Source organism: Billgrantia desiderata (assembly GCF_900108215.1).
GTDB classification, from domain to species: domain Bacteria; phylum Pseudomonadota; class Gammaproteobacteria; order Pseudomonadales; family Halomonadaceae; genus Halomonas; species Halomonas desiderata.
The window spans coordinates 39,500-58,744 of record NZ_FNVC01000014.1 but is presented as its reverse complement, the minus strand read 5'-3'; the positions used below and the strand labels follow the sequence as shown (position 1 = coordinate 58,744).

The window sequence follows — 19,245 nt, the reverse complement described above, 5'->3', positions numbered from 1 at the left end:
CATGACCCGATGGGTGAAAAATGAGATACGGACAAAAATGGCTCGAGATCTTCTGCGCCTTGCTTCTCGCCGGCATGATCCTGGTCCCGTTCCTGCAAGTGCTTTCTCGTGACCTGCTCGGTACCTCGATCCCCGGCTCCGGCGAACTGACGCGCTTTCTCTTGATTTGCCTCGTCTTTTCATCCTACCCGCTGGTCATCGCCAGCGGCGAGAACATACAGATGTCGGAGCTGCGCGACACCCTTCCGGCAATACCGAGACGATGGCTGAACCGGCTGATCATGGTGGCCTCCATCATCATCTGCCTGTTCGTTGCCTACTCCGCCGCCACCACCGTACAGACAAATTTCAACAGGGCGACCCCGGTACTGAAAATCCCTTACTGGATCTTTTTCGGCACCACCGTTCTTGGCCTCCTGGGCGCAGCCCTGGTGCATCTTGTGCAAGGCACGAGCACGACCGATAACAAATCCGACTCCGGCGTATAAGGCACCTCCATGGGCTTGATTATCCTCGGCATCTTTCTCGTTCTCTTTCTGCTCGGGTTTCCGGTCGTCTACGCGATCCTGATTCCTTCTGCGATCTACGTGTTACTCGAGGGCTTGCCGCTGGGCCTGATGGGGCAGCGAGTCACCTATGCCCTGGACAGCTTCCCCCTGGTGGCCGTACCCATCTTCATCTTCGTCGGCAACCTGATGAACCAGTCGGGCATCACCGACCGGATCTTCCATTTCGCCAATACCCTGGTGGGCCGGGCGCCGGGCGGGCTGGCTCAGGTCAACATATTCTCCAGTCTGATCTTTTCCGGCATGTCGGGCGCCTCGCTTGCCGACGTCGGCGGGCTGGGCAAGATCGAGATAGAGGCAATGAAGAAGCGCGGCTACGGAGCGCCCTTCTCCGCCGCCGTCACGGCCTCTTCCGCGGTGGTCGGCCCCATCTTTCCGCCCAGCATCCCGCTGATCGTCTACGGCTCGGTCACCAGCGTCTCGATCGTTCAGCTGCTGCTTGCCGGTATCGTGCCGGCGCTGATCTGCATCGTGCTGCTGATGATCACGGCGGCCCTGCTGGCGCTGCGCCACGACATGCCGAGAGCCGAGCGCTGGCCGACGCTGATGGAGCTCAATCGTGCCTTGATCCCCGCCCTGCCCGCCCTGCTGGCCCCGGTACTGATGATCTCCGGCATGCTCATGGGCCTGTTCACCCCCACGGAGGCGGCCGCGGTGACGGCAGCCTACGTCGTCTTCATCAGCGCCGTTCTCTATCGGGAGCTCACCTGGTCGCACCTCATGTTCTCGCTGCTGGCCACGCTCAGGACGACGAGTGCCATTCTGATCATCGTGGCGGCGGCAGCCATGTTCGGCTGGATACTCTCCGTCGAGCAGATCCCCCAGCGCTTCGCCACCTTCATTCTGCAGATCTCCCACGAGCCGCTGGTCCTGCTGCTGATCGCCAACCTCATCTTCCTGGTGGCAGGGATCTTCCTGGATTCCACCACCGCGACCCTGCTGATCGTCCCGATCGTGGCACCCCCCATGGTGCTCGCCGGTGTCGATCCCGTGCACCTGGGTATCGTGTGCATCTTCAACCTGATGATCGGACTGCTGACGCCGCCGATGGGCCTCTCGCTGTTCCTCGTCTCATCCATCGCCAAGGTATCGCTGCGACAGCTGTTGAAAGCGCTGATCCCCTTCTACATTCCGCTCGTCGCCACCTTGGCCATCATCACCTTCGCCGCCGACCTGGTGCTGTGGCTGCCAAGCTTCATGCGCTGAGAATGCAAGGAGTTCACCATGACGATTTCTACCGTAGGATTCATTGGACTGGGCAAGATGGGTAGCGGCTTCGTGTCGCGGCTGATCGACGAAGGCTATGCCGTGGTCGGCTACGACATCGAAGCGGCTCACTGCGAAGCGGCAAAAGCCCGCGGCGCCGAGATCGCCGGCTCGCCGGCCGCCGTGGCCGCACGTGCCGATCTCATCCAGATCTGCGTGACCACCAGCGCCGCCGTGGTGGCGGTGGTGCTCGGAGAGAACGGCATCGCCGAGGTCGCTCAGGATGGCGGCAAGGTCGTGGTCGATCACTCCACCACGGAGCTGGAGACCACCCGGCGCCTGGCAGCGGAGCTCGAGCGGCGCAACGGCATGGCGTTCGTGGATGCCCCGGTGTCCGGCGGGCCCGGCGCCGCCGCGGAAGGTCGCCTGGCCATCATGGCAGGCGGCACGACAGAGGCCATCGCAGCCGTAACGCCGATCATGGAGCGGCTCGGCCAGTTCACTCATATGGGCGAGGTGGGGGCGGGCCAGGCCACCAAGCTGATCAACCAGGCGCTGGTGCTCTCGAACTACTGCGTGATCGCCGAAGCCTGCAACCTCGGCAACCGCTTCGGCATCGACGTGAGCAAGATCCCCGAGGCGCTCTCCTCGGGCTACGCCGGCAGCAATCTGCTCAACGACCTGCTGCCACGCATGGTGGAGAACGACTTCGAGCCGCGCGGCTATGCGCGCCAGATCCTCAAGGACCTGCACATGCTGCAGGACGCGGCCAATGCGTTGAACGTCGCCATGCCCATGGCCGGCATGGCCAACTCGCTCTACAGCATGCTGATCGCCCAGGGCAAGGGCGAACTCGATGGCGCCGCCATCGTGACCCTGCTGGAAGACCAAGCGCGACAGGGCAATGCATGAGAGGCCATAGCATGAACGACTTTCCGATCATCGATGCCCATCAGCACTTCTGGGATCTCGAGCGCAACTATCTGCCCTGGCTGTGCGACAAGACGCCCATTCCCTTTCGCTACGGCGACTACAGCGCCATTCGCCGCAACTACATGCCTGCGGATTACCGCCAGGATACTCGGGGCTTCAACGTGGTCGGCAGCGTGTTCGTGGAAACGGAGTGGGACCCGCGCACGCCGGTGGCGGAAACCCGCTGGGTGCATGAGCTGGCCGAACGTGAAGGGCTACCGACGGTGATGGTCGCCCAGGCCCGGCTCGACCGGCCCGATGTGGCAGAAGTACTGGCCGCCCACTGCGACCATCCGCGCGTGCGCGGCATTCGCCACAAGCCCGCCGCCGCAAGCTCGCCCGACAAGGTGTTCCCCGGCGCCCCCGGCTCGATGGGCGACCCGGCCTGGCGGCGGGGTTTCGCCCAGCTTGCAGCCCATGACCTCTCCTTCGACCTGCAGACGCCCTGGTGGCACTTCGAGGAGGCCGCCGAGCTGGCGGCGTCTTATCCCGAAACCCAGATCGTCATCAACCACACCGGCCTGCCGGCGGACCGCAGCGAAGCCGGGCTCGCCGGCTGGCGCCGGGCGATGGAGCGAGTGGCCGCCCAGCCCAACGTGGCGGTGAAGATCTCCGGCATCGGCGTGCCGGGACAGCCCTGGAGCGTCGAGGCCAATCGCCGTGTTGTGCTCGACACCATCGAGGTCTTCGGCGTCGAACGCTGCATGTTCGCCAGCAACTTCCCCGTCGACAGCTTGGTGGCGAGCTTCGAGACGATCTTCTCGGGCTTCCTGCGCATCACCGAAGGCTTCACGCCCCAGGAGCGCCACCGGCTGTTCCACGACAACGCGGTGCGTTTCTATCGCATGCCGCTGGGGCAATGAGCAACAAACGGAGCATCAAACGAAGATGCCACCCCTGGGGGTGGCATCTGCGTACTGTGTGGAACGGATGGGGGCCATCTGGCGTTACTCGGCCATCTCCTCCAGCGCCGAGACCTCGACCTTGTTGCGCAGGTGGCAGCTCAGGATGCTGCCCAGCTCCTTGCCGTCACGCTTTCTCAGCGCCTCGATCATCGCTTCGTGCTCGCTCACGGCCTGAGACCAGTAGTCGCTGCTGAGCTCGGCGGTGAACCGCACCCGGCGCACGCGATGGTTGAGGTTCTTGTAGACGTCGATGAGCACGTCGTTCTGCGAGGCGACCACGATGGCTTCGTGAATCTGCTGATTGGCCAGCAGGTACTCCTGCATGTTGCCGCTCTTGTAGTGCGCCAGCATCTGATAGTGCAGCGCCTCGATGTTGGCCAGCTCCGCGTCGGAGATCCGCGCTCCGGCCAGCTCGCCCGCCAGGGCCTCGAGGCTCTGCATCACTTCGAAGGTGTTCTTCAACGTGGTGCGGGTCAGTTTGGCGACCCGCGCGCCCCGATTGGGCAGCAGCTCGACGAAGCCTTCGTGAGCCAGCACCTTGAGTGCCTCGCGCAAAGGGGTACGGGAGACGCCGAACTGTTCGCACAGCTGTTTTTCGGGAACCCGGCTGCCGGGGGCCAACACGCCCTGCGCGATCAGATCGCGCACCCTTTCCGCCACCTCACCGTGGAGCGTACTCTGCCTGATCTTGTCCATTGGACTTCACTTCTATAACGAATAAATCTAATTATGCATTCAAAAAAAAGGAGCGTCAATTGAGGCGACGCTCTCAGCCCGCCACTCAACCCTCCTCTCAGCCCGCCACTCTCAGCCCCACTCGTCGAGACGCATGGCCGAGCGCTCCAGGCGCTGATCCTCGGCCTCGATCTCGCGCAGCTGCGCCTCGATGCCGTGGAGGTGATCGAGCGCAGCACGCCGGGCAGCCTGAGGCTTGCCCTCCATCACGGCCCGATAGAGCCGCGCATGCTGACGATTGATCATGGCTCGCGGCCTCTCACGATGATAGAGGTTCTTCACCGAGGCGAACACGGAGCTGAGCAGCAGATCGGTCAGCGACTGCAGCGTATGCACCAGCACCGGGTTGTGCGAGGCCTGACAGATCGCCAGGTGAAAGGCGTGGTCGAGGTGGGCCAGCCGCTCCACGTCTATCGCCTGACCCGCCTCGACGTATTCCGCCATCGCCTCGTAGCGACGCTGGATCAGCACCCGATCCGCCGGCGTGGCCCGCTCGGCCGCCAGGCGGGCCGACTCCCCTTCCAGCAACGAACGCACCTCCAGCAGGTCGTATAGAGTGCGCGGGTGGTCGCGGAAGAGATGCATCAGCGGGCTGTCATCGCGACCGGCCACCAGTTCGGCCACCACCGAGCCCCGCCCCTGACGAGTGACGATGATGCCCTTGCTGCGCAGCACGCGCAGCCCTTCGCGCAGCGAGGTGCGCGACACGCCGAGGCGCTCGCACAGGCGTCGCTCCGAAGGCAGCAGTTGCCCGGGGCGGAACACGCCGTCGAGAATCATCCGCTCCAGGCGTTCCGCCACCGCATCGGGCGTCAGCGTCGCTGAGACGCGCTCATGTTCCTGCTGCATTGGTTCTCCCAGGGTTCACAGGCATGCTTGCTAACCTGGCGCTTAAGCGCCGTAGCTGCCATGCTGTATCATGAAAATAATTTCCAATATAGCGCCGAACAACTGGTCATACCAGTAGACCGCAGGCTGGACAGGGGGCGTACCAGAGCGCACATTGGGCGCTTGGCGTACGAACCCCCTGCCGCATGACTCGCAGAGAGGCACTCATGAACATCCTCTATGACGAACGGCTCGACGGCCCGGCCCCCGAGATGGACAGGGCCGGCATCCGCGACGCGCTGCTGAAGGCCATCCCGGGCATGACCCTGCTGCACCGTGAAGAGGACATGCGTCCCTTCGAGTGCGACGGCCTCTCCGTCTACCGCACCCTGCCGCTGCTGGTGGCGCTGCCCGACTCCCTCGACCAGGTCCAGCGCCTGCTGGTGGAGTGCCATCGCCTCGGCGTGCCGGTGGTCACCCGCGGCGCCGGCACGGGGCTCTCCGCCGGCGCGCTGCCGCTCACCCACGGCGTGCTGCTGGTGATGTCGCGCTTCTCGCGCATTCTCGAGATCGACCCCGAGGCGCGCATCGCCCGGGTCGAGCCCGGCGTGCGCAACCTGGCCATCTCCGAGGCGGCCTCGCCCTACGGCCTCTACTACGCCCCGGACCCCTCGTCGCAGATCGCCTGCTCCATCGGCGGCAACGTGGCCGAGAACGCCGGCGGCGTGCACTGCCTCAAGTACGGTCTCACCGTGCACAACGTGATCAAGGTCGAGGTGCTCACCATCGAGGGCGAGCGCATGACGCTGGGCAGCGATGCGCTGGACGCCCCCGGCTTCGACCTGCTGGCGCTGTTCAACGGCTCCGAGGGCATGCTCGGCGTGGTCACCGAGATCACCGTCAAGCTGCTGCCCAAGCCCGAGGTGGCCAAGGTGCTGATGGCCAGCTTCGACGACGTGGAGAAGGCCGGCAACGCGGTCGGCGCCATCATCGCCGCCGGTATCATTCCCGGCGGCCTGGAGATGATGGACAAGCTCGCCATCATCGCCGCCGAGGACTTCATCGGCGCCGGCTACCCGGTGGACGCCGAGGCGATCCTGCTGTGCGAGCTCGACGGCGTCGAGGCCGACGTCGACGACGACTGCGAGACCGTGCGCCAGGTGCTGGAGAAGGCCGGCGCCACCGGCATCCGCCAGGCCCGCGACGACGCCGAGCGCGCCAGGTTCTGGGCCGGGCGCAAGAACGCCTTCCCCGCGGTGGGGCGCATGTCGCCCGACTACTACTGCATGGACGGCACCATCCCGCGACGCGAGCTGGCACGGGTGCTCAAGGGCATCAGCGACCTCTCCGAGCGCTACGGCCTGAAGGTGGCCAACGTCTTCCACGCCGGCGACGGCAACATGCATCCGCTGATCCTGTTCGATGCCAACCGCGAGGGCGAGCTGGCCGTGGCCGAGGCGCTGGGCGGCGAGATCCTCGAGCTGTGCGTCGAGGTGGGCGGCACCATCACCGGCGAACACGGCGTCGGCCGCGAGAAGATCAATCAGATGTGCGCCCAGTTCCGCCCCGACGAACTGGCCACCTTCCGCGCCGCCAAGGCCGCCTTCGACCCGCACGACCTGCTCAACCCGGGCAAGAACATCCCCACCCCGGCACGCTGTTCGGAGTTCCGCACCATCAAGAGCGCGGCGGCCGACACCGCCCCCGGCGCGCAGCAGGGCGGACAGGAGTGACCATGACCAACGCAACGACTCCCAGGGATCATGACGCCAGCGCCGACCTGGCCGAGCGCATTCGCCAGGCCAGTGCCGAGGGTACGCCGCTGCGCATCATCGGTGGCGACACCCGCTATTTCTACGGCCGCGAGGTGGAGGGCAGCGAACTCTCCACCCACGAGCACCGCGGCATCAGCTTCTACGATCCGGTGGAGCTGGTGGTCTCGGTGCGTGCCGGCACCCCGCTGGCCGAACTCGAGGCGGCGCTGGCCGAACAGGGCCAGATGCTACCCTTCGAGCCGCCCCGCTACGGCATTGCCAGCACCGTGGGCGGCATGGTCGCCACCGGCCTTTCCGGCCCGCGCCGCCCCTGGGCCGGCAGCGTGCGCGACTTCGTGCTCGGCACGCGGGTGATCAATCACGAAGGCATCGAACAGCGCTTCGGTGGCGAGGTGATGAAGAACGTCGCCGGCTACGACCTGTCGCGGCTGATGGTGGGCGCCCAGGGCGGCCTGGGGCTGATCACCGAGGTCTCGTTCAAGGTGCTGCCCATTCCCGGCGCCACCCAAAGCCTGCACCTGGAGCTCTCTCTCGACGAGGCCCGCCTGCGCCTGGCCGAGTGGGGTCGCGAGCCACTGCCGATCAGCGCCGCCGCCTGGCTCGACGGCGCCCTGCACCTGCGCCTGGAGGGCGGGCCGAGTTCGGTGGCCGCCACCCGCGCACGCATCGGCGGCGACGACCTCGACAACGGCTTCTGGACCGCCCTGCGCGACCAGCGCCTGCCCTTCTTCAGCGAAGGTCGGGCGCCTCTGTGGCGGCTCTCGCTGCCCCACCGCACGCCGGCGCTGGAACTGCCCGACGTCGACGAGCGGCTGATGATTCACGACTGGGCCGGCGCCCAGCGCTGGCTGCGCGCCGAGCTCGATGCCGAGACCCTGCGCCGCACCTGTCAGGCCGCCGGCGGTCACGCCACCTGCTATGGCCCGCGCCCGGCCGACGTGGAGCCCTTCACGCCGCTGCCCGAGGTGCTGATGAAGTATCACCGCAACCTCAAGGCTCAGCTCGACCCCAAGGGCATCTTCAATCCCGGCCGGCTCTACGCGGCGCTCTGAGACGCACAGGATTTTCGACATGCAGACGCATTTCACCGAGGAAGCCCTCAAGCAGCCGCACATCCAGGAGGCCGACCGCGTCCTGCGCAGCTGCGTGCACTGCGGCTTCTGCAACGCCACCTGCCCCACCTACCAGCTGCTGGGCGACGAGCGCGACGGGCCGCGCGGGCGCATCTACCTGATGAAGCAGATGCTGGAAAACCCGGACGACAGCGAAAACGTCACCGAGCAGACCCGCCTGCACCTGGACCGCTGCCTGACCTGTCGCAACTGCGAGACCACCTGCCCCTCGGGCGTGGAGTACCACAAGCTGCTCGACATCGGCCGCGCCGAGATCGAGCGTCGGGTGCCGCGCAGCACCGCCGAGCGCGCCCAGCGCTACGCCCTGCGTAAGGCCCTGGTGGAGCCGAAGCGCTTCCAGGCGCTGCTCAAGCTGGGCCAGACCTTCAAGCCGCTGGTGCCCGGCAAGCTCAAGGACAAGCTGCCGCCCAAGCCGGTGGATGCCGGCACGCGCCCCGACCACAAGCGCCACGCACGCCAGATGCTGATCCTCGAAGGCTGCGTGCAGCCGGGGCTCTCGCCCAACACCAATGCCGCCACGGCGCGGGTGCTCGACCGTCTGGGCATCGGCCTCACGCCGGTGGCCGAAGCGGGCTGCTGCGGCGCCGTCGACTTCCACCTCAACGCCCAGGACGACGGCCGCGCCCGCGCGCGGGCCAACATCGACGCCTGGTGGCCGCATATCGAGGCCGGCGCGGAAGCCATCGTGCAGACCGCCAGCGGCTGCGGCGCCTTCGTCAAGGAGTACCGCGACATCCTCAAGGACGACCCCGCCTACGCCGACAAGGCCAGGCGCGTGAGCGAGCTGGCCAAGGACCTGGTCGAGGTGCTGCGCGACGAGGAGCTGGCGAGCCTCGAGGTCAACGAGGGCCGCCGGCTGGCGTTCCACTGCCCCTGCACCCTGCAGCACGCGCAGAAGCTCGGCGGCGCGGTGGAGGGCGTGCTGGTCAAGCTCGGCTTCACCCTCACGCCGGTCCAGGACGCCCACCTGTGCTGCGGCTCGGCGGGCACCTACTCGATCACCCAGCCGGAGCTGGCCACCCAACTGCGCGACAACAAGCTCAACGCCCTCGAGGCCGGCACCCCGGAAACCATCGTGACCGCCAACATCGGCTGCCAGACGCACCTCAACGGCGCGGGGCGCACGCCGGTCAGGCATTGGATAGAGATTGTCGATGAGGCCCTGCCAACGCCCCTAAGCAGCTAGCCTCTGCGAATAGTCGCCCAAGGCGAGGGGCGCCGGGGACAGGCCGAAGAGGAGGTCCGATGCCATGGATGGCATCGGTAGCGCCCAGGGATGGGTTCACAGCGCCTCCTCGCAGGCCTGTCGCCGGAACAGCCCCGTGCTTCACCGGGAGAGCTGCTAGCTCCGCATCGCCAATGTTCTTTATTTCAAAAGGAGAGCCCCATGAAGACCAAACCCGTACTTACCCTGACCGACGTCAACGCCATCCTCGACGCGGCCCAGAAAGAAGCCGAAGCCAACGGCTGGGCGGTGACCATCGCCGTGGCCGACGACGGCGGCCACCTGCTCGGCCTGCGCCGCCTCGACGGTGCCGCGCCGATGACGCCGGATGTCGCCACACAGAAAGCGCGTAGCGCCGCTCTCGGCCGCAAGGAGACCCAAGTCTTCGAGGAGATGATCAACGGCGGGCGCAACGCCTTCCTCTCCGCCCCCCTTTCAGGTCTGCTCACCGGCGGTGTTCCGGTGCTGGTCGACGGTGAGGTCGCGGGTACCGTCGGGGTATCGGGCGTCAAGCCCGACCAGGACGTACAGATCGCCAAGGCCGGCATCGCCGCCGTCGCCTGAGGCGAAGCCGAACGGGCCGGCCGCGGCACCCTGATCGACAGGGAGCCGCGGCCGGCCTTTTTCATGGGCAACCGCGGCGCGGGTTCACGCCCTGCCGGGGCGCCGGTGGCGCAGCTCGCCGTTCAACGCCTTGATGATGGTGTAGCACATCAGCAGCATCACGATGGAGAACGGAATCGCCGTGGCCGTCACCCCCGCCTGCAGCGCGGCAAGACCACCGCCGAGCAGCAGCACGATGGCGACCAGTCCCTCTACCACGGCCCAGAACATCCGCTGCGGCCGGGGCGCATCGATCTTGCCGCCGGCGGTGATGGTATCGATCACCAGCGAGCCGGAATCCGACGAGGTGACGAAGAAGATCAAGGCCAGCACGATGCCGACGGTCGACATCAGCGCGGTCAGCGGCAGCTCGTTGAGCATGCCGAACAGCGACAGCTCGGGGCGGTAGCTGTCGATCACGTACTCCTTGACCAGGCTGGTCTCCGGCGCGGCATAGAGCTGATCGAGAGCGACGCTGCCGAACACCCCCATCCAGATGAAGATGAACAGGCTGGGGATCAGCAGCACGCAGATGACGAACTCGCGCACCGTGCGTCCACGCGAGACCCGGGCGATGAACATGCCCACGAACGGCGCCCAGCTCACCCACCAGGCCCAGTAGAAGATCGTCCAGTCCTGACGATAGGCGTCATCCTCGCGTCCGAAGGGAGCCGACAGCGGCACGAACTCCGTCACGTAGGTCGCAAGCCCCGTCCAGAAGCCGCTCAGCGCCACCAGCGTCGGCCCGGCCAGCAGCACGAAGAAGAAGAACAGCACCGCCATGATCATGTTGAACTCGGAGAGCTTCTTCACCCCGCCCTCCAGCCCCCGCCACACCGACACCAGGGCCACCGCCGTGACCAGCAGGATGATGATCACCTGGGCCGTGGCGCTGACCTCGAGGCCGAAGACGAAGTTCATCCCCGCATTGGCCTGCTGCGCGCCCAGCCCCAGCGAGGTGGCCAGCCCGAACAGCGTGGAGAACACCGCCAGGATGTCGATCACGTGCCCCCACCAGCCCCACACCCGCTCGCCCAGGATCGGAAAGAAGGCCGAACGGATGGAGAACGGCAAGCCCTTGTTGTAGGTGAAGATGGCCAGTGCCAGCGCCATCACCACGTAGACCGCCCAACCGTGAATGCCCCAATGCAGGTAGGTGCCGGCCAGGCCCAGGGCCGTCGCTTCGGGGATGGCCGCCGGGTCTAGCTCGCCGTCGGCGCCGAACGGCGAAGGGATGCCCAGCGGCAGGGAGACGTTGGCGTGATAGACCGGCTCCAGCACGCCGAAGAACAGCAGGCCAATCCCGATACCGGCGGAAAACAGCATCGCGAACCAGGAGAGATAGCCGTAATCCGGACGGGCATCGGGCCCGCCCAGGCGCACCGAGCCGTAGGGCAGCAGGACGAGGGCGATACAGAACAGGATGAAGAAATCCACCACCAGCATGAAGTACCAGTCGAGGGTGCCGGTGGCGAAGCCGACGATGGCCTGGAAGATGGCACCCGCTCTTTCCGGGAACAGCAGGGTGAGAATGATGAAGACGACGGAGGCGAGCGCCGAGACGGCGAATACCCGGTTGTGGATGTCGAAGCCGATAGGTCCCAGCCGCCCCTCGATGTTGTCCTGACCCACGGTGTAATCCGTATGCATGTCGCTGGTCGATGCTGGATCGCCTGGACTACCCATAACGATATTCTTCCCTTTTACCCAAAATAAATAAGAATTTATTATACACCCTATTGACCCTACCCTCCTGTCACAAGCTCCTGTCGATTGCCGTTTCATCGTCTCGGTAGGAAGCGCAGCGGCCATCTATACTGACAGCGCCAGACCAGAACACGGTGCGTCACCGGCCTGAGGTGGCGCCCGGACGATAGCGGGATATCGACAAATTGCAGGGCCGGCCGAATGCAATGACGGGGCTGCGCCCGACGGGAGGAACCCACGATGATCAAGAAGCTCTTTGCCGCCATGGTGCTGATGGCCTTCATGGCGCCCGCCTGGGCCGGCCAGTGCCCCATGCTCATGTCCGAAATAGACGAAGCGCTGGCGGACGACGCCAAGGTCGCCCAGCTCAGCGAGGACGAACTCGCGCGGGTGCGCGAGTTGCGTGAACAGGGCGAGCAGTACCACAACGATGGCGACCACGCCCAGTCCGAAGAGGCGCTGAACGAGGCCAAGGAGATACTCGGCGTCTGAACGCTGTGCCGGGCGCCTCTTCTCGGCGCCCGGCACTCACTTCTGCATTACCCGACCGCTGCATTGACTTCCGTACCGCCCCGGCGTCGCCTGCCGGCCTATGTCTGCCTGGCTGCGCACTCCAGGATCCACTCCCATAGCGCCCGCTTCGCCTCACCCGGTGCATCCGGGCGCGCATCGACCACGCCATAGCCGCGTGCCGAGCGCAGCCTCATGTCGCTCAGGCCGATCAGCATGCCTTTATCCAGCAGGTCGTCGACCAGGCCGCTCCAGCCCATGGCGATGCCCTGCCCGGCGATCGCCGCCTGAATCAGCAGCGTGTAGTTGTTGAACGTCAGCTCCGACGACTCGTGATAGGCGATGCCGCCCAATTGCCGGAAGTAGCTCGGCCAGTCCAGCCAGCGCTGTCCCTGGTCGGCGGTCAGAGTAAGCAGCGGCGCCCGGCTGAGCGCCTCGATGCTCTCGATCGGCCCATGCTGCTGCAGAAAACCGGGGCTGCAGACCGGAAAGACATCTTCGTGGAACAGCAGCGGCACGCCGCCGGCGAGCGCCCGCTCGTCGCAGAACACGATGGCGACGTCCACCTCCTGGGTGCGCCAGTCGAGCACGCCCTGGTTGGTCACGATGCGCACGTCCACGTGCGGGTAGCGCTCGCGGAAGCTCGGCAGCCGCGGCATCAACCAATACGCGGCGAAGGAGAAGTCGGTCAGGATGTTGACGTGAGGGTGACGGTGCCTGTGCTGAAGCCGCTCGATGGTGCGATCGATACCCGCAAAGCTCTCCTGCACGCTGACGAACAGCGTATGTCCCGCCTCGGTCAACTTCACGCCCCGGTAGATCCGCTCGAACAAGGGCAGACCCAGTTGCTCTTCCAGCGCCCGAACCTGCTGACTGACCGCCGACTGCGTCGAGCGCAGCTCACGTGCCGCCGCAGTGAAACTCAGGTGTCGGGCCGCCGTCTCGAACACCCGCAGGCCGTTGAGCGACGCCGACCTAGCCATCCACGACATTAGCTCACCTAATGATTCCCATAAAAATTCAGCGAGTTTACAGGGGCTGAGATTAGCAGGGAGACTGTCGCAAAAGCCAGTTACTACACCAGCGTCAGCCCCACAAGAGAAGCCCCATGACCGACAAGCGACCCAATATCCTGTTCCTGATGGCCGATCAAATGACGGCCTCGGCGCTACCCATCTACGGCCATCCGCTGGTCAAGACCCCCAACCTGTCACGCCTGGCGGCACAAGGCGTGGTATTCGACTCGGCCTACTGCAACAGCCCGCTCTGTGCCCCCTCGCGCTTCACGCTGATGGCCGGCCAGCTGCCGTCGCGCATCGGCGCCTACGACAATGCCGCCGACTTTGCCGCCGACATTCCCACTTACGCCCACTACCTGCGCGATGCCGGCTACCTCACCGCCCTGTCGGGCAAGATGCACTTCTGCGGCCCCGACCAGCTCCACGGCTTCGAGGAGCGCCTGACCACCGACATCTATCCGGCGGACTTCGGCTGGTTCGTCGACTGGGAAAACTTCGACGAGCGGCCGAGCTACTACCACAACATGTCCTCGGTCACTCAGGCGGGCCCCTGCGTGCGCTCCAACCAGCTCGATTTCGACGACGAGGTGGTCTTCCGCGCCAAGCGTTTCCTCTACGACTATGCCCGCAACAGTGCGGTGGGTGGCGGCGAGCAACGCCCCTTCTGCCTGACCGTGTCGCTGACCCATCCCCACGACCCCTACACCATCCCGCAGGAGTATTGGGACCGCTACGACCACGACGCCATCGACATGCCGCGTGTGCCCTACTCGCGCGAACTGATGGACCCGCACTCCAAGCGTCTACGCCATGTCTACCAGCTCGACGAGGACACCCTCAGCGACGCACAGATCCGCAACGCGCGCCACGCCTACTATGGAGCGATCAGCTATGTCGACGACCAGCTCGGCGCCGTACTGAAAGTCCTCGAGGAGACCGGACTCGACCAGGACACCATCATCGTCTTCTCCGGCGATCACGGCGACATGCTCGGCGAGCGTGGTCTCTGGTACAAGATGAGCTGGTTCGAGGGCTCGGCGCGGGTGCCGATGATCGTTCACGCCCCGGGCCGCTTCACCCCGGGCCGGGTGCGCGAGTCGGTATCGACCATGGACCTGCTGCCGACCTTTGCCGAACTCGCCCATGGCGGTGTCGCGCCGGAATACGCCGTACCCATCGACGGCCGCAGCCTGCTGCCGCACCTGACCGGCAGTGGCGGTCACGACGAGGTGATCGGCGAGTACCTCGGCGAAGGCGCCATCGCGCCGCTGCTGATGATCCGCCGCGGGCGCTACAAGTTCGTGCACAGCGCGCCGGACCCGGACCAGCTGTTCGACCTCGAGGCCGACCCGCTGGAGCTCCACAACCTGGCGCAGGAACCCGCCTATCTGGACCTGTGCAAGCAGTTCCGCGACGAGGTCGCCAGCCGCTGGGACTATGCACGGCTGCACGCCGAGGTGATCGCCAGCCAGCGGCGGCGCAAGCTGGTCTCCCGTGCGCTGATGAAGGGCAGGGTCACGCCCTGGGATCACCAGCCGACGTTCGACGCCAGCACCCAGTACATGCGCAATACCATCGACCTGGACGATCTCGAGCGGCGCGCGCGCTTCCCGGCCGCCAGCGTCGAATAGCCGTGATGGGAACCGCGACCGACGTTGGTCGGCATCCGGCCAGACCCAAGCGCTGGCTGCCGTTTCTCGACTGGCTGCCGCAGCAGACGTCGCGCTCGCTGCGCGCCGATGCCGTCGCCGGCTTGACCGGTGCGGTGCTGGTCGTGCCCCAGGGGGTGGCCTATGCCCTGCTGGCCGGGCTGCCGCCCGAGTACGGCCTGTATACCGCCATCGTCCCGACGGTGCTGGCGGCCCTGTTCGGCTCCTCGCGGCAGATGGTCAGCGGGCCGACGGCGGCCCTGTCGATCGCGCTGTTCGCCACCTTGCAGCCCTTCGCCGAGGCGGGCAGCGGCGAATTCATCGCCCTGGTGCTGACCCTGACCTTGCTGGCCGGGGTCTTCCAGCTGCTGCTGGGCCTGGCGCGGCTCGGGGTGCTGGTCGATCTCGTCTCGCATTCGGTGGTGACCGGGTTCACCGCCGGCGCGGCGCTGATCATCGCCACCAGCCAGCTCCCCCATGCGCTGGGACTGGCTCCCATGGCGAGCGGCGGCTTCATCGACCTCTGGCCCCAGCTGTTCGCCCGGGTCGGCGACATCCGCCCCGATGCCGTGCTGATCGCCGCCACCACGCTCACCCTCTGCCTGGCGTTCCAGCGCTGGCTGCCACGCTGGCCGGGCATGCTGCTGTCGCTGGTGGCGGCGTCGCTGCTGGCCGCCTGGCTCGACCCGACGCATAGCGAGATCCTGCGCATCGCCGAGGTGCCGGCAGGCCTGCCGCCGCTCGCGCTGCCCGACGTTTCCACCGACACCCTGCGTCTGCTGACGCCCGGCGCCATCGCCCTGGGGCTGCTGGGCCTGGTCGAGGCCGCTGCGATCGCGCGGGCCTTCGCCGCACGCTCGGGCGAAAGGTTGAACAGCAACCAGGAATTCATCGGCCAGGGGCTCTCCAACATCGGCGGTGCCTGCTTCTCCGCCTACGTCTCGTCGGGCTCGTTCACCCGCTCGGGGCTCAACGCCAGCGCCGGAGCCCGCTCACCGCTGGCGGCGGTGCTATCCGCGGCGTTCCTGATACCGATACTGCTGGTTGCCGCCCCTCTGCTGCACCACGTGCCGATGTCGGCCATGGCCGGCCTGCTGCTGCTGGTTGCCGCCAAGCTGGTCGACCGAAACAGCATTCGCGAGACTCTGAAGATCAGCCGCTCGGAAACGGCAATCCTGCTGATCACCTTTTTCAGTACCTTGCTGCTAGCGCTGGAGTTCGCCATCTACTTCGGCGTACTGGCTTCGCTTGTCGTCTACCTGCGCCGCACCACCCGCCCACCGGTGGTCGTCTGTGCGCTATCCCAAGCCCCCGCGGAGCTTCAGCAGGCCCTGACGGAGCCAGGCTGCAGCGTCGTGCGGATCGACGGCTCGCTGTTCTTCGGCGCCTGCGAGTCGGTTGCCCGGCAGCTCGAGTCGCACGACCGGCCGAACCTGGTGGTGCTGGCCGCGGGCATCAACTTCATCGACCTCAGCGGTATCCATCTGCTCCAGCACCAGGCCCGTCGCTGCCGGGCTCGGGGCGGGAGGCTGTACCTGGCCGGGACCAAGCCCGACGTCCTGGCCTGCTTGCAACGCGCCGGCCTCGTCGCTGACGAGAACGACCGGCCCCACCACAAGCCAATGGCAATAACAATATGAGGCTTTCCCCATGACACATCCGCATCCCGACGGCGAGTCGGTCAATCGACTCAACCCGGCCGTGTTCCACGGCTCGGTGGCCGGCATATTGCTCTTCCTGATCTATGCCATCACCTTCACCGACCACGCCACGGCCTTCTTCAATGCCGGGCTGGACTGGATCGGCAACACCTTCGGCTGGTACTACATGCTGGCGGTCGTCGCCTATCTGCTCTTCGTGGTGCTGATCGGCTTCTCGCGCTTCGGCAAGATCCGCCTGGGTCCCGACCACTCGCGGCCGGAGTTCTCGCTGCTGTCGTGGTCGGCGATGCTGTTCGCCGCCGGGCTGGGCGGCGCCATCCTCTTCTTCGTGGTTTCCGAACCGCTGACCCACTACCTGAACCCGCCCCTCGGCGAAGGCAGCACCGCCGAGGCGCAGCGGCAGGCCATCGTGCAGACCTTCTTGCACTGGGGCATCTCGGGCTGGGGGCTCTACGTGCTGATGGGCATGGCGCTGGCCTATTTCAGCTACCGCCATCGCCTGCCGCTGGCGATCCGCTCGACGCTCTATCCGCTGCTGGGCAAGCGTATCTACGGCCCCATCGGCGATGCCGTGGACATCGCCGCGGTACTGGCCACGGTGTTCGGCATCGCCACCGCGCTGGGGATCGGCGTGATGCAGATGAACTACGGGCTGACCTACCTGTTCGGCATACCCGAGGGGCTGCCTGCGCAGATCGGGCTGATCCTGCTGGTGGTGACCCTAGCCACGCTGTCGGTGGTGAGCGGCGTGAAGCGCGGCATACGCCGGCTGTCCGAGCTCAACCTGCTGCTGGTGGCGGGTCTGGTGCTGTTCGTGCTGCTGCAGGGCGATACGCTCCGACTGCTCAACGCCCTGGTCATGAATACCGGCGACTACCTGGTGGCACTGACAGGCAAGAGCTTCGATACCTACGCCTATGCTCCCGAAGCGCAGGGCTGGTTCAGCGGCTGGACGGTGTTCTTCTGGGGCTGGTGGATCGCCTGGGCGCCGTTCGTCGGTCTGTTCCTGGCACGCATCTCACGCGGCCGCACCATCCGCGAGTTCGTCGCCGGCGCCCTGTTCATCCCGCTCATCTTCGTGATGCTCATGATGTCCGTGTTCGGCAACAGCGGCATCGACATGGTCGAACAGGGCCTGGTGGTACTCGGCGACCAGGCCGTGAACCGCCCCCCGGCCACCATCTACACCTTCCTCGAGCAGCTGCCCATGGTCGGCGTCACCGCCTCGCTGGTGCTGATGCTGAGCATCGTGTTCTTCGTCACTTCGGCCGATTCCGGCGCGCTGGTGCTGTCCAATTTCACCTACGTGCTACGCGACGTGAACCACGACGCCCCCGCCCGGCTGCGCATCTTCTGGTCGGCCATCATCGGACTGATCACCCTGGCCCTGCTGGTCGCCGGCGGCCTGCGCACCCTGCAGAGCGCGGTGGTGATCGCCGCCCTGCCGTTCTCGGCGATCATCTTCCTGACCATGTTCAGCATGTACCGCTCGCTGAAGGTCGAGACCGGCAAGGCCGACGTCCGTCACCAGGTGGTGGCCAGCGCCGCCGCCAACAGCGATTGGCGCGAGCGTCTCGACCGCACCCTGGATGGCACGACGCAGAACGGCGCCGAGGCCACGCTGCGCCACGCCATTCGCCCGGCGCTGCTCGAGCTGGCCGAGGAGCTCACCCGCCGCGGCCAACAGGCCAGCGTCACCGAACGGCAGGTGGAGGGCACCCAACTGCTCTGTCCCACCCTGCAGGTCGACTTCGAAGGCGCCCCCAGCTTCATCTACGCGATACGCCCGCAGCGCATGCGGCCACCGAGCTTCCTGCCCGCGGATGACGACTACTATCTGCGGCTCGACGTTCATCTGGCCGAAGGCGGCCTGGGGCAGGACCTGAACGGCTATACCCGGCTCCAGGTCGTGCATGACGCGCTCAACGAGTATCAGCGCCACTTGCGCTTCCTGGCCCATGCCAGCGCGGAAGGGTACCTGGCCAACATCCCCAGCAGACCCAGCCGCGGAGATACCCACGCTGAGGCCGAGCCCGCAGGCTAGTCGGCCCTTGGTCCACACGCCATGACGAAATGAGCCCCACCTCGGTGGGGCTCGCTGCGTTCAAGTCCGTGCACAGCGTGGGCGTCGGTCACTCGCCGGGCCCGGGGCAGCGCATCAGGGTGACCTCGAAGTCCTCGCGATCGAGGTAGGTCAGCGTCAGTACGTCATCTTCCGCCTCGTCTCCCGCTTCGAGCGACATGCGGATCCGCTCGTCCGTGGCCATGTCGTCGGCCGGACAATCGAGCTGGGCCTCCCAGACGTTGTCGCCCTCTTCCGCGACCTCCATGTCACACGAGGCCCCGCCCCCCTCGAAGTGCGATGGACCAAGCGTGATGGCTTGATCCTCCTCCTCGTCTCGCGCACACAGGGCCGGCTCGGTCGCCCAGCGGCCCGCATAGGCGACGGCGTCCTCGAGGGCAGGGTCGTCGCCGTGCGATTCGGCCTGCACGTGGCCGGCGAAGACGATCAGCCCCAGTGCGGTACACAGTGCCATCCATCCGTAGTGTCGATGCTCCATGGTTCACCTCGACGTTAGCGTTGTGTGTATTGGCATAATTCGCCCTTATCAGGGTAGACCAAACCCAGCGAACGCCAGCCCGACGCCTGGCAACCGGTTAGCTTCCTCATGATTTGCACCCAGGCACCAGACCGATATCATGTGGCTTTCGCGAGCCCCTGCACCGCGGGGCCACACCATGTCGAGAGGC

General features: G+C 66.2%; 17 protein-coding genes. 12 read left to right on the top strand and 5 right to left on the bottom strand.

Translation table 11 applies throughout. The features are described 5' to 3' along the window. The first annotated feature begins 20 nt into the window (after nt 1–20). Genes C4S71_RS13515 through C4S71_RS13500 form a run of 4 tightly spaced genes read left to right on the top strand, consistent with a single transcriptional unit; the run spans nt 21 to nt 3,607 of the window. Nucleotides 21–488 carry a TRAP transporter small permease gene (locus C4S71_RS13515; protein ID WP_103969488.1) on the top strand — a complete coding sequence of 156 codons (468 nt, stop codon included), beginning with the start codon at nt 21–23 and terminating at the stop codon, nt 486–488. Between the two features lie 9 nt (nt 489–497). After that, complete coding sequence (locus C4S71_RS13510) at nt 498–1,772, top strand: TRAP transporter large permease (RefSeq protein ID WP_103969487.1); 1,275 nt, start codon at nt 498–500, stop codon at nt 1,770–1,772. A gap of 18 nt (nt 1,773–1,790) precedes the next feature. Beyond that, complete coding sequence (locus C4S71_RS13505; RefSeq protein ID WP_103969486.1) at nt 1,791–2,684, top strand: NAD(P)-dependent oxidoreductase; 894 nt, start codon at nt 1,791–1,793, stop codon at nt 2,682–2,684. Nucleotides 2,685–2,695: 11 nt separating this feature from the next. Continuing rightward, nucleotides 2,696–3,607 (top strand): amidohydrolase family protein, encoded by a 912-nt coding sequence (locus C4S71_RS13500; RefSeq protein ID WP_103969485.1) that lies wholly within the window; start codon nt 2,696–2,698, stop codon nt 3,605–3,607. Between the two features lie 84 nt (nt 3,608–3,691). On the opposite strand, the gene C4S71_RS13495 is transcribed toward C4S71_RS13500, so the two are convergent. Further along, on the bottom strand, nt 3,692–4,345 hold the full coding sequence (locus tag C4S71_RS13495; RefSeq protein WP_103969484.1) for a GntR family transcriptional regulator: 654 nt from the start codon (nt 4,343–4,345) through the stop codon (nt 3,692–3,694). Nucleotides 4,346–4,456: 111 nt separating this feature from the next. Continuing rightward, nucleotides 4,457–5,233 carry a transcriptional regulator GlcC gene (glcC, locus tag C4S71_RS13490; protein ID WP_086511793.1) on the bottom strand — a complete coding sequence of 259 codons (777 nt, stop codon included), beginning with the start codon at nt 5,231–5,233 and terminating at the stop codon, nt 4,457–4,459. A 206-nt stretch (nt 5,234–5,439) separates the two neighbouring features. Between glcC and glcD the strand changes: the two genes are divergently transcribed. The 4 genes from glcD to C4S71_RS13470 all read left to right on the top strand — a co-directional run bounded on the left by glcD (nt 5,440) and on the right by C4S71_RS13470 (nt 9,909). After that, complete coding sequence (gene glcD / locus C4S71_RS13485) at nt 5,440–6,945, top strand: glycolate oxidase subunit GlcD (RefSeq protein ID WP_086511792.1); 1,506 nt, start codon at nt 5,440–5,442, stop codon at nt 6,943–6,945. Nucleotides 6,946–6,947: 2 nt separating this feature from the next. After that, nucleotides 6,948–8,039 carry a glycolate oxidase subunit GlcE gene (gene glcE, locus C4S71_RS13480; RefSeq protein ID WP_103969483.1) on the top strand — a complete coding sequence of 364 codons (1,092 nt, stop codon included), beginning with the start codon at nt 6,948–6,950 and terminating at the stop codon, nt 8,037–8,039. A 19-nt stretch (nt 8,040–8,058) separates the two neighbouring features. Continuing rightward, complete coding sequence (gene glcF, locus C4S71_RS13475) at nt 8,059–9,306, top strand: glycolate oxidase subunit GlcF (protein WP_103969482.1); 1,248 nt, start codon at nt 8,059–8,061, stop codon at nt 9,304–9,306. A gap of 201 nt (nt 9,307–9,507) precedes the next feature. Continuing rightward, on the top strand, nt 9,508–9,909 hold the full coding sequence (locus C4S71_RS13470; protein WP_103969481.1) for a GlcG/HbpS family heme-binding protein: 402 nt from the start codon (nt 9,508–9,510) through the stop codon (nt 9,907–9,909). Nucleotides 9,910–9,993: 84 nt separating this feature from the next. Here C4S71_RS13470 and C4S71_RS13465 read toward each other — a convergent pair whose 3' ends face one another. After that, on the bottom strand, nt 9,994–11,598 hold the full coding sequence (locus tag C4S71_RS13465; RefSeq protein WP_234239485.1) for a BCCT family transporter: 1,605 nt from the start codon (nt 11,596–11,598) through the stop codon (nt 9,994–9,996). 297 nt (nt 11,599–11,895) lie between these two features. On the opposite strand from C4S71_RS13465, the gene C4S71_RS13460 reads away from it, so the two are divergent. Next, nucleotides 11,896–12,147, top strand: coding sequence for a hypothetical protein (locus C4S71_RS13460; protein ID WP_103969479.1), 252 nt, complete (start codon nt 11,896–11,898; stop codon nt 12,145–12,147). A 98-nt stretch (nt 12,148–12,245) separates the two neighbouring features. On the opposite strand, the gene C4S71_RS13455 is transcribed toward C4S71_RS13460, so the two are convergent. Further along, nucleotides 12,246–13,157 carry a choline sulfate utilization transcriptional regulator gene (locus C4S71_RS13455; protein WP_103969478.1) on the bottom strand — a complete coding sequence of 304 codons (912 nt, stop codon included), beginning with the start codon at nt 13,155–13,157 and terminating at the stop codon, nt 12,246–12,248. Nucleotides 13,158–13,273: 116 nt separating this feature from the next. On the opposite strand from C4S71_RS13455, the gene betC reads away from it, so the two are divergent. From betC to betT, 3 genes are read left to right on the top strand one after another with little or no spacing between them, the layout of a single operon-like run. Continuing rightward, nucleotides 13,274–14,815, top strand: a complete 1,542-nt coding sequence (betC, locus tag C4S71_RS13450) for a choline-sulfatase (protein WP_103969477.1) — start codon at nt 13,274–13,276, stop codon at nt 14,813–14,815. Nucleotides 14,816–14,820: 5 nt separating this feature from the next. Further along, nucleotides 14,821–16,473, top strand: coding sequence for a SulP family inorganic anion transporter (locus C4S71_RS13445; protein ID WP_103969476.1), 1,653 nt, complete (start codon nt 14,821–14,823; stop codon nt 16,471–16,473). A 10-nt stretch (nt 16,474–16,483) separates the two neighbouring features. Further along, the gene (betT, locus tag C4S71_RS13440) at nt 16,484–18,538 is read left to right on the top strand and encodes a choline BCCT transporter BetT (RefSeq protein WP_086511762.1); all 2,055 of its coding nucleotides are present in this window, start codon (nt 16,484–16,486) and stop codon (nt 18,536–18,538) included. Nucleotides 18,539–18,626: 88 nt separating this feature from the next. Here the strand turns inward: betT and C4S71_RS13435 are convergent, their stop codons facing one another. Then, nucleotides 18,627–19,055 carry a hypothetical protein gene (locus tag C4S71_RS13435; protein ID WP_140162564.1) on the bottom strand — a complete coding sequence of 143 codons (429 nt, stop codon included), beginning with the start codon at nt 19,053–19,055 and terminating at the stop codon, nt 18,627–18,629. Between the last annotated feature and the right edge of the window lie 190 nt (nt 19,056–19,245).

Bases quoted from the DNA above. Each gene is read 5' to 3' on its own strand.
- C4S71_RS13465 (WP_234239485.1), bottom strand. From the start codon at position 11,598: ATGCATACGGATTACACCGTGGGTCAGGACAACATCGAGGGGCGGCTG.
- C4S71_RS13445 (WP_103969476.1), top strand. From the start codon at position 14,821: ATGGGAACCGCGACCGACGTTGGTCGGCATCCGGCCAGACCCAAGCGC.
- C4S71_RS13460 (WP_103969479.1), top strand. From the start codon at position 11,896: ATGATCAAGAAGCTCTTTGCCGCCATGGTGCTGATGGCCTTCATGGCG.
- betT (WP_086511762.1), top strand. From the start codon at position 16,484: ATGACACATCCGCATCCCGACGGCGAGTCGGTCAATCGACTCAACCCG.
- betC (WP_103969477.1), top strand. From the start codon at position 13,274: ATGACCGACAAGCGACCCAATATCCTGTTCCTGATGGCCGATCAAATG.
- C4S71_RS13470 (WP_103969481.1), top strand. From the start codon at position 9,508: ATGAAGACCAAACCCGTACTTACCCTGACCGACGTCAACGCCATCCTC.
- glcD (WP_086511792.1), top strand. From the start codon at position 5,440: ATGAACATCCTCTATGACGAACGGCTCGACGGCCCGGCCCCCGAGATG.
- C4S71_RS13455 (WP_103969478.1), bottom strand. From the start codon at position 13,157: ATGTCGTGGATGGCTAGGTCGGCGTCGCTCAACGGCCTGCGGGTGTTC.
- C4S71_RS13435 (WP_140162564.1), bottom strand. From the start codon at position 19,055: ATGGAGCATCGACACTACGGATGGATGGCACTGTGTACCGCACTGGGG.
- C4S71_RS13500 (WP_103969485.1), top strand. From the start codon at position 2,696: ATGAACGACTTTCCGATCATCGATGCCCATCAGCACTTCTGGGATCTC.
- C4S71_RS13510 (WP_103969487.1), top strand. From the start codon at position 498: ATGGGCTTGATTATCCTCGGCATCTTTCTCGTTCTCTTTCTGCTCGGG.
- glcC (WP_086511793.1), bottom strand. From the start codon at position 5,233: ATGCAGCAGGAACATGAGCGCGTCTCAGCGACGCTGACGCCCGATGCG.
- C4S71_RS13515 (WP_103969488.1), top strand. From the start codon at position 21: ATGAGATACGGACAAAAATGGCTCGAGATCTTCTGCGCCTTGCTTCTC.
- glcF (WP_103969482.1), top strand. From the start codon at position 8,059: ATGCAGACGCATTTCACCGAGGAAGCCCTCAAGCAGCCGCACATCCAG.
- glcE (WP_103969483.1), top strand. From the start codon at position 6,948: ATGACCAACGCAACGACTCCCAGGGATCATGACGCCAGCGCCGACCTG.
- C4S71_RS13495 (WP_103969484.1), bottom strand. From the start codon at position 4,345: ATGGACAAGATCAGGCAGAGTACGCTCCACGGTGAGGTGGCGGAAAGG.
- C4S71_RS13505 (WP_103969486.1), top strand. From the start codon at position 1,791: ATGACGATTTCTACCGTAGGATTCATTGGACTGGGCAAGATGGGTAGC.